Here is a 13447-nt window from a genome sequence, read left to right as displayed (position 1 = left end):
AGCTATTGATTCAAACGTTTATCAACGAGGTCCTGCACCACGCTTGGGTCTGCCAGGGTCGAAGTATCGCCAAGGCTGTCGAGCTCATTGCAGGCAATCTTGCGCAAAATCCGCCGCATGATCTTGCCCGAACGGGTCTTGGGCAATGCTGGCGCCCACTGGATCAGGTCCGGTTTGGCGAAGCTGCCGATCTCCTTGCTGACATGCGCCAGCAGGTCTTTCTTCAGCTCTTCGTTGGCCTCGGTGCCGTTCATTGGCGTCACGAATGCGTAGATGCCCTGGCCTTTGACGTCGTGGGGATAACCGACCACGGCGGCCTCGGCGATGCTGTCGTGCAGCACCAAGGCGCTCTCCACTTCGGCGGTGCCGATGCGGTGGCCGGAGACGTTGATCACATCGTCGATGCGTCCGGTGATCCAGTAATCGCCGTCCTCGTCGCGGCGGGCGCCGTCGCCGGTGAAGTAATAGCCGGGGTAGGGTTTGAAGTAGGTGTCGATCATCCGCTGCGGATCGCCGTAGACGCTGCGAATCTGCGCCGGCCAGCTCGATTTGATCGCCAGCACGCCACTGCCGGCGCCTTTGATTTCCTTGCCGACTTCGTCAAGCAGCACCGGTTGCACGCCAAACATCGGTTGCGTCGCGCAGCCCGGTTTGATCCGTTGCGCGCTGACCAGCGGGCTGAGCATGATGCCGCCGGTTTCGGTCTGCCACCAGGTGTCGACGATCGGGCAGCGCTGTTCACCGACAGCATTGAAATACCATTCCCACGCTTCCGGGTTGATCGGCTCACCGACGCTGCCGAGCAATCTGAGGCTGGCGCGCGACGTTTCCTTCAACGGTCCGGCGCCTTCGCGCATCAGCGCGCGCAGGGCGGTGGGTGCGGTGTAGAAAATGTTGACCTTGTGCTTGTCGATGACCTGCCAGAAGCGCGAACTGCTCGGGTAGCTCGGCACGCCTTCGAACATCAGTGTGGTCGCACCGTTGGCCAGCGGCCCGTAGACGATGTAACTGTGGCCGGTGACCCAGCCGACGTCGGCGGTGCACCAGAACACTTCGCCGTCGCGGTAATCCAGCACGTACTTGAAGGTCATTGCTGCTTGCAGCAGATAGCCGCCGGTGGTGTGCAGCACGCCTTTGGGTTTGCCGGTGCTGCCGGAGGTGTAGAGGATGAACAGCGGATCTTCGGCGTCCATCGGTTCCGGCGAGCAGTCGTCGCTGACCTCACGCACGGCCTGGTGGTACCAGAGGTCACGGCCCTCGACCCAATCGACCTGGCCCTGAGTGCGCTCGACCACCACCACGGTGCTGACGTTCGGGCAACTTTGCAGGGCTTTGTCGACGTTGTTTTTCAGCGGCACGAAGCGGCCGCCGCGCACGCCCTCATCGGCGGTGATCACGGTGCGGCAATCGGCGTCGAGGATTCGATCACGCAGGGAATCCGGGGAAAATCCGCCGAACACCACCGAATGAATTGCGCCGATTCGCGCGCAGGCGAGCATGGCGTAGGCGGCTTCGGGGATCATCGGCATGTAGATGCACACCCGATCGCCTTTCTTCACGCCACGGCTTTTCAGTACGTTGGCCAGACGGCAGACGTGGTGATGGAGTTTGTTGTAAGTGATCTGCGCCGATTCGGCAGGATCATCGCCTTCCCAGAGCAGGGCGGTCTGCTCGCCGCGTTGCTTGAGGTGACGGTCGATGCAGTTGTAACTGACGTTGAGCTTGCCGCCGGCAAACCAGGCCGCTTCACCGGTTTTCAGGTCATAGCGCTGAACGGTCTGCCACGGCGTGCTCCAATCGAGGAAACGCGTGGCCTGCTCGGCCCAGAAGGCGCTGGGGTGCTCAATCGATTCGCGGTACAGGCGCCGATACTCGTCCTGGCTCAACTGAGCGGCCTGGCGCACGGCATCGGCTTTGGGGAACGTGCTGATATCGAACATGACGGTTCCTTATTCTTGTGGTGCGACACGAATAAAGATGCGCCGAGCGCTGCACAGGTTCAAGTCATGCGCCAAAACAACTGTGGGAGCGAGCTTGCTCGCGAAGGCGGCGGATCAGTCAACACAGTGTTGAATGACGCACCGATTTCGCGAGCAGGCTCGCTCCCACAGGGGAACAGCGTTGTGCCCGAAGGCTTTTATCAGCCGCGATGACGCCCGCGGAAGTAGTTGATCAGGCCCTGAGTCGAGGCATCGTCAGCCACGGTCTCGTCGCTGCCGACCAGACGGTTGTAGACGCCTTTGCCCAATTCCTTGCCCAGTTCCACACCCCACTGGTCGAAGGCGTTGATGCCCCAGACCACGCTTTGCACGAACACTTTGTGCTCATACATCGCAACCAGCGCGCCGAGGCGACGCGGGCTGATGCGTTCGACCACCAGGGTGTTGCTCGGACGATTGCCCGGGATCACCTTGTGCGGCGCAAGTTTGCGCACGTCGTCTTCGCCCATGCCTTTGTCGCGCAGTTCGGCTTCAGCTTCCGGCAGGGTCTTGCCGAGCATCAGCGCCTGGCTCTGCGACAGGCAGTTGGCGTACAGCCACTGGTGATGGTCGGAAACCGGGTTGAAGCTGACGATCGGCACGATGAAGTCGGCCGGGATCAGTTGGGTGCCCTGGTGCAGCAACTGGTGGTAAGCGTGCTGACCGTTGCAGCCGACGCCGCCCCAGATCACCGGGCCGGTATCGGTCGACACCGAGGTGCCGTCCTGACGCACGCTCTTGCCGTTGGACTCCATGTCCAGCTGTTGCAAGTGCTTGGTGATGTTGCGCAGGTAGTGGTCGTACGGCAGGATCGCGTGGCTTTGCGCACCCCAGAAGTTGCCATACCAGACGCCGAGCAGGGCCAGCAGCACCGGCATGTTCTGTTCGAACGGCGCGGTCTGGAAATGCTGGTCCATGGTGTAGGCACCGGACAGCAGTTCCTTGAAGTTGGACATGCCGATGGCCAGCGCAATCGGCAAACCGATCGCCGACCACAGCGAGTAGCGCCCGCCGACCCAGTCCCACATCGGGAAGATGTTTTCTTCGCGGATACCGAAAGCCACAGCGGCGGCGTTGTTGCTCGACACAGCGATGAAGTGGCGATACAGCTCGGCTTCCGAGCCGCCCTGCGCCAGGTACCAGGCGCGTGCGGCCTGCGCGTTTTTCAACGTTTCGAGAGTGTTGAACGACTTCGACGAAACGATGAACAGCGTGGTCTCGGCGCGCAGTTTCTGCGTCAGCTCGTGGAATTCGCTGCCGTCGATGTTTGCCAGATAGTGGCAACGTACGCCTTTCTGCGCGTAGGACAGCAGTGCTTCGGAGACCAGCTCAGGACCGAGGAACGAACCACCGATGCCGATGTTGACCACGTCAGTGATCGGCTTCTCGGTGTAACCGCGCCACAAGCCATCGTGGATGCGGCCGACCAGATCGGTGATCTGGTTCAGCACCTTGTGCACTTCCGGCATCACGTTGACGCCGTTGACCGACAATTTGTCGCCGACCGGGCGGCGCAGGGCGGTGTGCAGTGCCGGGCGGCCTTCGGAGGCGTTGACGATTTCGCCGTCGAACAGCGCTTTGATCGCGCCCTTCAGATCGACTTCATTGGCCAGGCCCACGAGCAGGTTGCGGGTCTCGGCGTTGATCAAATTCTTCGAATAGTCGAGAAACAGACCGCAGCTACTGAGGGTGAACTGATTGAAGCGCTGCGGATCGGCGTTGAAGGCTTCGCGCATGCTGAAATCCTGCATGGCTTGGCGGTGATCTTTCAACGCTTGCCAGGCGGGCAGAGCGGTAACGTCGTGAGGAGTGCGGTAGTACGCCATCGCTGCGGTTTTCCTTTTTACTTGAACGGCCTTTTGAACACGGTACAGATCAACCACGAGTTTTAGCGCATGGGATCAACTGCGTCGAGACACAGGGCGAATACAGTAAACCTCGCGCTGCGTTCTGTCTTGACTTTGTCTGACCAGATCCCTGTACTTTTTTAACATCCGTTGAAGAATCTGGCCGACAAACGGAGGTGCCCGGAACACTTTCGCCCAACCGGCATGCGCCGAAAACACCTGTGGGAGCGAGCCTGCTCGCGAAGGCGTGGTGTCAGGCAACTTATAAGTCGCTCATACACCGCCTTGGCGAGCAGGCTCGCTCCCACAGGGAAATTCGTTGCTGCTTAAATCGGGCTATCGAGATTCAGGTGCAGGTTGTCGATCAGCCGCGTGGTGCCGAGGAACGCCGCTGCCAGAATCACCAGATCGCGATCCTCCGCCGTCGCCGGACGCAACGTCAGGCCATGACGGATTTCCAGATAGTCCGGACGCAGCCCCGCCGCTTCCAGCACCTGCAACTGCGCAGTGATCAGCGCCGGGTAATCGCGCTCACCTTGCTTGATCGCTTCGGCAATGCTGCTCAGCACGCGATACACCACCGGTGCCACGGCGCGCTGGTCTTCATTGAGGAAGCCGTTGCGCGACGACAGCGCCAAGCCATCCGCTGCACGCACGGTCGGCTCGCCGATGATCTGGATCGGCATGTTCAGGTCATGCACCAGCGCGCGGATCACCGCCAGTTGCTGGTAATCCTTCTGGCCGAAAATCGCCAGGTCCGGCTGGACCATGTTGAACAGCTTGCTGACCACCGTCGCCACACCTTCGAAGTGCCCCGGACGGCTGGCGCCACACAGGCCTTCGGACAATTGCGGCACGCTGACCCGGGTTTGCCCGGCCATGCCGTCCGGGTACATCTCTTCAACCGTCGGCGCAAACAGCAGGTCGCAACCGGCTTCGAGGAGTTTTTCCTGATCGGCAGCGAGGGTGCGCGGGTATTTGTCGAGGTCTTCGCCGGCGCCGAATTGCAGCGGGTTGACGAAAATACTCGCAACCACGAAATCGACTCGCTGGGTAGCTTTGGTGATCAGGGCGACGTGGCCGCTGTGCAGGTTGCCCATGGTCGGCACTAAGCCGATGCGCTTGCCTTCACTGCGCGCGCGGGCGACGGCGGCGCGCAGTTCGCGTACGGTTTTGACGGTGTTCATGCAGAGAATCCGTGTTCGATGCCGGGGAACGTGGTGGCTTTGACTTCGCTGACGTAAGCCTTCAGCGCGGACTGGATGCTGTCCTGACCTTGCATGAAGTTTTTGACGAATTTGGGTACGCGGCCGGTGATCGACAGGCCGAGCATGTCGTGCAATACCAGCACCTGGCCGTCGGTGGCGTTGCCGGCACCGATACCGATCACCGGAATGCCCACGGCCTGGCTGATTTCTGCCGCCAGTTCGCTCGGCACGCACTCGAGCAACAGCATGGCCGCACCGGCCTGCTCCAGCGCGATCGCATCGGCACGCATCTGCCGCGCCTGATTCTCGTTGCGGCCCTGCACTTTATAGCCACCGAGAATGTTCACTGCTTGCGGGGTCAGGCCCATGTGCGCACACACCGGCACACCGCGCTCGGCGAGCAGGCGGATCGACTCCGCCAGCCACAGCTGACCTTCGACCTTGACCATGTGCGCGCCGGCCTGCATCAGCATGGCGCTGTTGGTCATGGTCTGTTCGAGGGTGGCGTTGGCCATGAACGGCAGGTCGGCGAGGATCAGGGCATCGCCATTGCCACGCTTGACGCTGGCGACGTGATAGGCCATTTCCGCCGTGGTCACCGGCAGGGTGCTGTCATGACCCTGCAGAACCATGCCGAGGGAGTCGCCGACCAGCAGCACTTCGACACCGGCCTCGTTGCAGGCGTGGGCGAAGGTCGCGTCATAGCAGGTCAGCATGGTGATTTTTTCACCTTTCTGCTTGAGGCTCTGGAGCGTGGTCAGGGTGATGGCTGGCATGTAAAAAATCCTCGTTCAGGCGCTCTGGAAACTGCTGCGAGTCACGCGCGTGATTCTTCATCTACTCAGGCGCACGGTCTTGTGTCGTGCTTTGAAAGGCCTGGATTGCGCCCGTTCATACCGGGTTGGCGGCAGCGGGACGCCTATAGTCGTGATGAGCCAACAGGAAGTCAATTGCGTGTGTTACCGCATTGTTACGCGGGCGGTGTTACCGGCGTTACTGATGCGATTCAGCGGCGCGGCGGGCCTGATTCGGGGGATTTTTGTCTGACAAAAACTGGAAATTGGCAGGTGACCTGTGGCGAGGGGATTTATCCCCGTTGGACTGCGAAGCAGGCCCAAATCTGAACTAGCTGTACACAACATGGGGCCGCTCCGCGACCCAACGGGGATAAATCCCCTCGCCACACAGCCACATTTCACAGAAGATTTTTGTCAGGGCTGGGAGAGGCGTTCAAGGCCGACGAACGGGCAGGCGGTCAGCAGGTCTGTCAGCGTGCGGCCATCGGCGAGACGCAGATCCTGCGGCGCCAGCTCAGCCAAGGGATAGAGAACGAACGCCCGCTCCTGAATCTGGTAATGCGGGACCTTCAGCCGTGGCTCATCGATCAGGCGATCGCCGAACAGCAGAATATCCAGATCCAGCGTGCGAGGCCCCCAGCGCTCAAGACGCTCGCGGCCCTGAGCGTTTTCGATCGCTTGCAAGGCGTCGAGCAGCTCGATCGGTGCGAGCGAACTGTCGAGGGCGGCGACGGCATTGGTGTAACGCGGCTGGCCCGGCAGCAGCGAATCGCTTTGATAAAAGGCTGAGACGCCGGCAAGACGTGTCTGCGGCAATTGGCCCAGCGCCGCGATGGCGCTGCGCAACTGGTCGGCCGGGTCAGCGAGGTTGCTGCCCAGGCCGATGTAGATGCGTTCCATCGCTTACTCGCCCGTCGCGCTCGAAGCACCGGCGCGCTTGCGCTTGGAACCGCCGCTGCGGCGACGTTTGCGCGGTGCGCCGCTGGCATCGTCGCCCTTGCCGCTGAGGTCGCGGATCATGTCGCGACGCTCGCTGTCATTGGCGTCCTGATAATCGGTCCACCATTCGCCGAGGCCATCGGTCTCCTCGCCGGCGCTTTCACGCAGCAGGAGGAAATCGTAACCGGCACGGAAGCGCGGGTTGTCCAGCAACAGATCGGCGCGTTTGCCACTGCGCCGTGGCAGGCGTTCCTGCATGTCCCAGATTTCGCGGATCGGCATGGTGAAGCGCTTCGGAATCGCGATGCGCTGGCACTGCTCGGCAATCAGTTCGTGAGCGGCTTCCTGCATCGCCGGAATCGGCGGCATGCCACGTTCCTGCAGACGCAACACTCGCGCCGGCAGCGCCGGCCAGAGCAGGGCGGCAAAGAGGAACGCCGGGGTCACCGGTTTGTTCTGCTTGATGCGCAGGTCGGTGTTGGTCAGTGCTTCGCTGATCAGCGTGTGGGTGTATTCCGGATTGTATTCCAGCGCCTCGGCACTGGCCGGGAACAGCGGGGCGAACAGTTGCAGATCAACCAGCATTTCAAAGGTGATCGCGCCGTGCCCGGAGAGGAACAGCTTGAGCACTTCTTCGAACAGTCGCGCCGACGGAATCTCGCGCAGCATCGGCGCCAGCTCACGGATCGGCTGCACGGTGTGCTTCTCGATGCCGAAGTTGAGCTTGGCGGCGAAACGCACGGCCCGCAGCATGCGCACCGGGTCTTCCTGGTAACGCTGCTTGGGGTCGCCGATCAGGCGGATCAGGTGATTGCGGATGTCGTGCACGCCATTGGCGTAATCGAGAATGCGCTCGCTGACCGGGTCGTAATACAGGGCGTTGATGGTGAAGTCGCGACGTTGCGCGTCTTCTTCCAGGGTGCCGTAGACGTTGTCGCGCAGAATGCGCCCGCTCTCGTTGCGCGAAGACTGGTTGCTGTCTTCGTCGTCTTCGTTGACCGGGTGATTGGCGCGGAAGGTCGCGACTTCAATGATTTCGCGACCGAAATGGATGTGCACCAGCTTGAACCGGCGGCCGATGATTCGCGCATTGCGGAATTCGGCCCGCACCTGCTCGGGGGTGGCGCTGGTGGCGACGTCGAAGTCCTTGGGCGTGATGCCCAGCAGCATGTCACGCACGCAACCACCGACCAGATAAGCCTGGTAACCGGCACCTTGCAGGCGTTCGACGATATTCACCGCATAGCGGCTGAACTGCGTTTTCTGCAGCGAATGTTGGCCGCTGTTGAGCACTTCAGGGGTGCTGCGGATGTGTTGCGTACGACGCACGGGAGTTCGGAATGACTGGAACAGCTTCTTCAGCATGGGATGCACTGTTTGAAGGAATGTTCGGCCATACCAAAAGAATGACCGCATGATGGGCGCAGATTCTAGCATTTAGTCGGGGGATGGTGTAGGACGCGGCAGATATGAGCTGCAAGCCCCAAGCTACAAGGGTCGAGCGAGGAAAACGGGGGGATTTCACGGAAGGGAGAAACTACAAGGGGAGCCGAAGCTCCCCAAGAAGTAGTTGCGTGCTCTTTTTATTATTGATTCGGGCTTCTTGTTTTTGTTGAGTGCCCTCGCCACGAAGTGTTTCCTTCGTGACCCTCCCAATCGGGAGCCAAGAGCAAACGGATTGCTTTGGTCGCTGAATTGCAGTGATCTGTCGATCCAACCAGTACAGGCTCTGTCTTAGGACAGTTTTTGTTGTTCTCGGCCTGGTCGTGGGGCAAGCCCCAAATACAACGCCTCTCCAAAAGAATCAGTTAGCTGCGCCTCTCGCCGTCTTGTTTTTATTGTGCGTGAGTCGATTCGTCTTATTTTTATTGTCTTGTGCATTGCTTGTTATTGTTCTTGTACCAAACATATAGCAGGGTGCGTGCCAACTTTTGTCTCGCCCAGTAAAACAAGGGGTTAGATCGATATAACCGTTTTGCAGGGGCGAAAAAAAGCCGGGGTTTCGTTACCGATAACCCCGGCTTCTGTTACGTGAATCGACTGCGGTAACAGTTTTTTCACATTGTCATGCGTTACCCGCGCACGCGGTGGGTAACGCTCAGCTCTCGCTGGCGACCCCGGTCTTGCGCCGTGGAATGCCCAGACGCTGGCGGCGTTCCCACAGGCATTTGCGGCTGACGCCCAGTTTGCGTGCCAGTTCGGTCTCGGTCATGTGGTCCTGATGCTCGAGGACGAAGTGCTGGAAGTAATCCTCCAGCGACAGATCCTCGGTCGGCTCATGGCTGCTGTTGCTGGCGTTACCGCCGGTTTGCGGCGGCAGACCGATGAACTCGTCGTCTTCCAGATCGCTCAGCTCGATGTCGATGCCCAGCAGGTCGGCCGAGATCTCCGGGCTTTCGCTGAGAATCACCGCGCGCTCGACGGCGTTTTCCAGCTCACGCACGTTACCCGGCCAGGAATAGTGCCGGATCGCCTGTTCGGCATCGGCGGCGAATTTCAGGTCGGTGCGATTGATCCGCGCGCTCTGGCGAGCGAGGAAGGCATTGGCGATTTCGTTGACGTCGGCGCCACGCTCGCGCAAAGGCGGCAGCTTCAGGGCAATCACGTGCAGACGGTAATAAAGGTCTTCACGGAACTGGCCGATTTTCGCCAGGCTCTTCAGATCGCGGTGAGTTGCAGCGATCAGGCGCACATCGACTTTCTGTGACTGCACCGAACCTACGCGGCGAATTTCGCCCTCCTGCAGAACCCGCAGCAAGCGAGCCTGGGCTTCGAGGGGCAGTTCGCCGATCTCATCGAGAAACAAGGTGCCGCCGTCCGCCGCTTCAACCAGACCGGCACGACCGGCGCTGGCGCCGGTGAACGCGCCTTTCTCGTGGCCGAACAGTTCTGATTCGATCAGGCTTTCCGGAATCGCCGCGCAGTTCACCGAAATCATCGGCGCCTTGGCGCGTTTCGACAGATTGTGCAGGGCGCGGGCCACCAGTTCCTTACCGGTACCGGACTCACCCTGAATCAACACGTTGGAATCGGTTGGCGCGACTTTGCGGATCTTGCTGTACAGGTCCTGCATCGGTGGGCAGGAGCCGATGATGCCAATTTCACCATTGCTGTTATCCACAGCAGCTTTGCCATTGCCAGCGGCAGGCTTGCTCGCCGTAGCTTCGCCGGCAGCCGGCGCCGACTGGCGATCGCGCAGGATCCGCGCAACCGCCTGGAGCATTTCATCGTGGTCGAACGGCTTGGCGATGTAATCGACCGCGCCCATTTTCATCGAGTCGACCGCCGAGCGCAGGCTGGCGTAACTGGTCATGATCAGCACCGGTGTGCCCTGGCCGAGCTTGATCAGCTCGGTGCCCGGAGCGCCCGGCAGGCGCAGGTCGCTGACGATCAGATCGAACGTAGGAATGGTGAAGCGTTCTTGTGCTTCCTGCACTGATCCGGCTTCGCTGACCTGGTACTGGTTGCGTTCCAGCAGGCGGCGCAAGGCGGAGCGGATAATGGTTTCGTCTTCGACGATCAAAATGTGCGGCATTGATTCGATACTCTCGACGGTCTCAGTTCACAGCGGACGTCGCTTCGACATGACGCGGTAAGGTCACCCGGATACGGGTGCCGCGTTGGCTTTGTACATCAGCCGGGCTGTCGATGGTGATTTGTCCATAATGCTCTTCAACGATGGAATAGACCAGTGCAAGGCCCAGACCGGTGCCTTCACCCGGATCCTTGGTGGTGAAGAAAGGTTCGAACAATCGGTCCATGATGCTCGACGGAATGCCACTGCCTTCGTCTTCGACGATCAGATCGACCGTGTGTTCGCCGGCTTCGCTCTTGACCCGTACCGCACTGTGCGGCGGCGAGGCGTCGCGGGCGTTGGAGAGCAGATTGATCAGCACCTGGGCAAGCCGTTGCGGGTCGCCTTCGACCCAATGGTCGGGATCGCACAGGTTGTAGAACTGCACTTCGAAATTGCGTCGGTTCAGCGCCAGCAGGCCGATGGCGTCCTGCGCGACTTCGGCCAGACACACCGGTTCGTCGTTGTGCTGATGACTGCCGGCATGGGCGAAGCTCATCAGCGACTGGACGATGCGCGAGACGCGTTTGGTCTGCTCGAGAATCTGCCCGCTGATTTCCGTCAGCTCGCCGTCGTCTTCGCGCTCTTCGCGCAGGTTCTGCGCCAGGCAGGCGATGCCGGTGATCGGGTTGCCGATTTCGTGGGCCACACCCGCTGCGAGTCGACCGATGCTGGCCAGCCGTTCGGAATGCACCAGTTTATCTTCGAGCATCTGCGTTTCGGTCAGATCCTCGACCAGTAACACCAGGCCACTGTTACCCGGGGCCAACGGCTCGTCGATTGCCGCTTTGTGCAGATTCAGCCAGCGGGTCTGACCATCGAGGGCCAGATGCTGTTTGTGCAAATGCTCGTCGGGCAGGTTGATAAAGCCTTGCAGCAGTTCTTTCCACGGGTTGGCGATGGTGCTCAAGCGAGAACCGACCACTCGCTGTGCGGCGATGCCGGTCAGCTCTTCCATCGCCTTGTTCCACATCAGGATCTCCTGATCCTTGGCCAGCGAGCAGACGCCCATCGGCAGTTCCTGCAAGGTCTGGCGGTGGTAGCGGCGCAGGGCATCGAGCTCGGCGGCCAGGCCGGTGAGGCGCGAGTGGTAATCCTCGAGACGGCTTTCAATGAAGTGAATGTCTTCGGTGACGTAGTTTTCGCCGCCAGCCTTATAGGGCAGGAAGGTTTCCACCATATCCTGCGCAACGCTCGGGCCCATCAGGCCGGACAGGTTGGCCTCAATGCGGTCGCGCAACCGGCGCAAGGCATAGGGCCGGCGTTCATCGAAGGGCAGATACAAGTCGCGCAGCGCTTGCTCGACTTCTTTCTGCGCAGCCTTGGCGCCGAGCGGTTTGGCCAGTTGCGTGGCGAATTCCTGCGGCGAGGCGGCGTGCAGTTCGCGGCGTTGCGGGCGCCGCACGTTATCCACCGCACAGGCTTCGGCGGCGCTGGCTTCTTCCGGGCTGGCGTTGGTGAACAGTGAGATCAGGGTGAACATCAGCACGTTGGCCGCCAGCGAGGCGATGGCCGCCATGTGCCAACTGGTGTCGTCGAGCACGTAGATCATGTTCAGCAGCGGGATATAGAAGCCCTGCAGATTGCCGACCAGCGGCAGCAGCATGGTCACCACCCAGACCGTGATCCCCGCCAGCAGACCGGCAATGAAGCCGCGGCGGTTGGCGGTGGGCCAGTACAACACCGACAACACCCCGGGCAGAAATTGCAGGGTCGCCACGAACGCGACGATGCCGAGGTTGGCCAGATCCTGCTCGACGCCGAGCATCAGGTAGAAGCCGAAGCCGGCCATGATGATCGCCACGATCAGCGCCCGACGGGTCCATTTCAGCCAGCGGTAGATATTGCCTTCGGCCGGCGGTTGATAAAGCGGCAGCACCAGATGGTTCAGCGCCATGCCCGACAGGGCCAGGGTGGTGACGATGATCAGGCCACTGGCGGCGGACAGGCCACCGACATAGGCGAGCAAAGCCAGCGGTTTGCTGTTGGCGGCAATGCCGATGCCGAGGGTGAAATATTCCGGGTCGGTGGTGGCGCCGAGTTTCAGCCCGGCCCAGAGGATCAGCGGTACGGCGAGACTCATCAACAGCAGAAACAACGGCAGGCCCCAACTGGCGCTGACCAGCGAGCGCGGATTGAGGTTTTCCGTAAAGGTCATGTGATACATGTGCGGCATCACGATCGCCGAGGCAAAGAACACCAGCAGCAGCGTGCGCCACGGACCTTCCTGCAACGGCGTGTGCAGGGCGGCGAGGGCGGTCTGGTTTTGCAGCAGCCACAGTTCGAGCTGTTGCGGGCCGTCGAACACACCATACAGCGCGTACAGGCCAACGCCGCCGAGAGCGATCAGTTTGATGATTGATTCGAAGGCAATCGCGAACACCAGCCCTTCATGTTTCTCGCGCGTGGCGATGTGCCGGGAACCGAAGAAAATCGTGAACAGAATGATCAGCGCACAGAACGCCAGCGCCACGCGGCTCTGCACACGTTCGCCGGTGAGAATGCCGATCGAGTCGGCCACGGCCTGAATCTGCAAGGCAAGCAATGGCAAGACGCCAATCAGCATGAAAATCGTGGTCAGCGCACCGGCCCAGGTGCTGCGAAAGCGGAAGGCAAACAGATCGGCCAGCGACGACAGTTGATAGGTGCGGGTGATCTTCAGGATCGGATAGAGCAGCACCGGCGCCAGCAGGAATGCACCGGACACGCCGAGATAACTGGACAGAAAGCCGTAACCGTACTGATAGGCCAGGCCCACCGTGCCGTAGAACGCCCAGGCGCTGGCGTAAACCCCCAGCGACAGGGTGTAGGTCAACGGGTGGCGAATGATCGCGCGCGGGATCATGCCCCGTTCGCTGACCCAGGCAACGCCGAACAACGCCGCCAGGTACGCGGCGCTGATCAGGATCATCTGGGTCAGGCTAAAGCTCATCGGCATCTTTTTGGCTCTGCAGGATGAAGGTCACGACAATCAGGATCAGCCAGAGCAGATAAGGGCGATACCAGGCGCCCGTCGCGTCGATCCACCAATCCATGATGGCGGGGGAGAACAGGTAGATCCCGACGACCAGAAGCAGGACCAAGCGATAGATGTACATCCCGG

At 60.8% G+C, this 13447-nt stretch carries 9 protein-coding genes; all 9 read right to left on the bottom strand.

Features of this window, described 5'->3' with window-relative positions; translation table 11 throughout:
* Positions 1-2: 2 nt before the first annotated feature.
* A complete protein-coding gene (gene acs, locus V8J63_RS23580; protein ID WP_110603187.1) occupies positions 3-1940 on the bottom strand; it encodes an acetate--CoA ligase in 1938 nt (645 codons plus the stop codon).
* Between the two features lie 200 nt (positions 1941-2140).
* On the bottom strand, positions 2141-3805 hold the full coding sequence (gene pgi / locus V8J63_RS23575) for a glucose-6-phosphate isomerase (RefSeq protein ID WP_016773160.1): 1665 nt from the start codon (positions 3803-3805) through the stop codon (positions 2141-2143).
* 347 nt (positions 3806-4152) lie between these two features.
* On the bottom strand, positions 4153-5013 hold the full coding sequence (gene panC, locus V8J63_RS23570; RefSeq protein WP_125925992.1) for a pantoate--beta-alanine ligase: 861 nt from the start codon (positions 5011-5013) through the stop codon (positions 4153-4155).
* Positions 5010-5810 carry a 3-methyl-2-oxobutanoate hydroxymethyltransferase gene (gene panB / locus V8J63_RS23565; RefSeq protein WP_016773162.1) on the bottom strand — a complete coding sequence of 267 codons (801 nt, stop codon included), beginning with the start codon at positions 5808-5810 and terminating at the stop codon, positions 5010-5012. Before panB ends, panC begins: the two co-directional genes overlap by 4 nt.
* 435 nt (positions 5811-6245) lie before the next feature.
* Positions 6246-6731, bottom strand: a complete 486-nt coding sequence (gene folK / locus V8J63_RS23560; protein WP_336464690.1) for a 2-amino-4-hydroxy-6-hydroxymethyldihydropteridine diphosphokinase — start codon at positions 6729-6731, stop codon at positions 6246-6248.
* A 3-nt stretch (positions 6732-6734) separates the two neighbouring features.
* Positions 6735-8135, bottom strand: a complete 1401-nt coding sequence (locus V8J63_RS23555; RefSeq protein WP_016773164.1) for a polynucleotide adenylyltransferase PcnB — start codon at positions 8133-8135, stop codon at positions 6735-6737.
* A gap of 733 nt (positions 8136-8868) precedes the next feature.
* A complete protein-coding gene (locus tag V8J63_RS23550; RefSeq protein WP_039761623.1) occupies positions 8869-10305 on the bottom strand; it encodes a sigma-54-dependent transcriptional regulator in 1437 nt (478 codons plus the stop codon).
* A gap of 22 nt (positions 10306-10327) precedes the next feature.
* Positions 10328-13282, bottom strand: a complete 2955-nt coding sequence (locus tag V8J63_RS23545; RefSeq protein WP_024014332.1) for a sensor histidine kinase — start codon at positions 13280-13282, stop codon at positions 10328-10330.
* Positions 13266-13442 carry a hypothetical protein gene (locus V8J63_RS23540; protein ID WP_003176118.1) on the bottom strand — a complete coding sequence of 59 codons (177 nt, stop codon included), beginning with the start codon at positions 13440-13442 and terminating at the stop codon, positions 13266-13268. Before V8J63_RS23540 ends, V8J63_RS23545 begins: the two co-directional genes overlap by 17 nt.
* Positions 13443-13447: the final 5 nt, after the last annotated feature.

This window comes from Pseudomonas sp. CCNWLW23, assembly GCF_037095675.1.
In the GTDB taxonomy this organism is placed as follows: domain Bacteria; phylum Pseudomonadota; class Gammaproteobacteria; order Pseudomonadales; family Pseudomonadaceae; genus Aquipseudomonas; species Aquipseudomonas atacamensis.
Note: the sequence above shows the minus strand (reverse complement) of the source record. Positions and strands in the feature narration are given on the sequence as shown.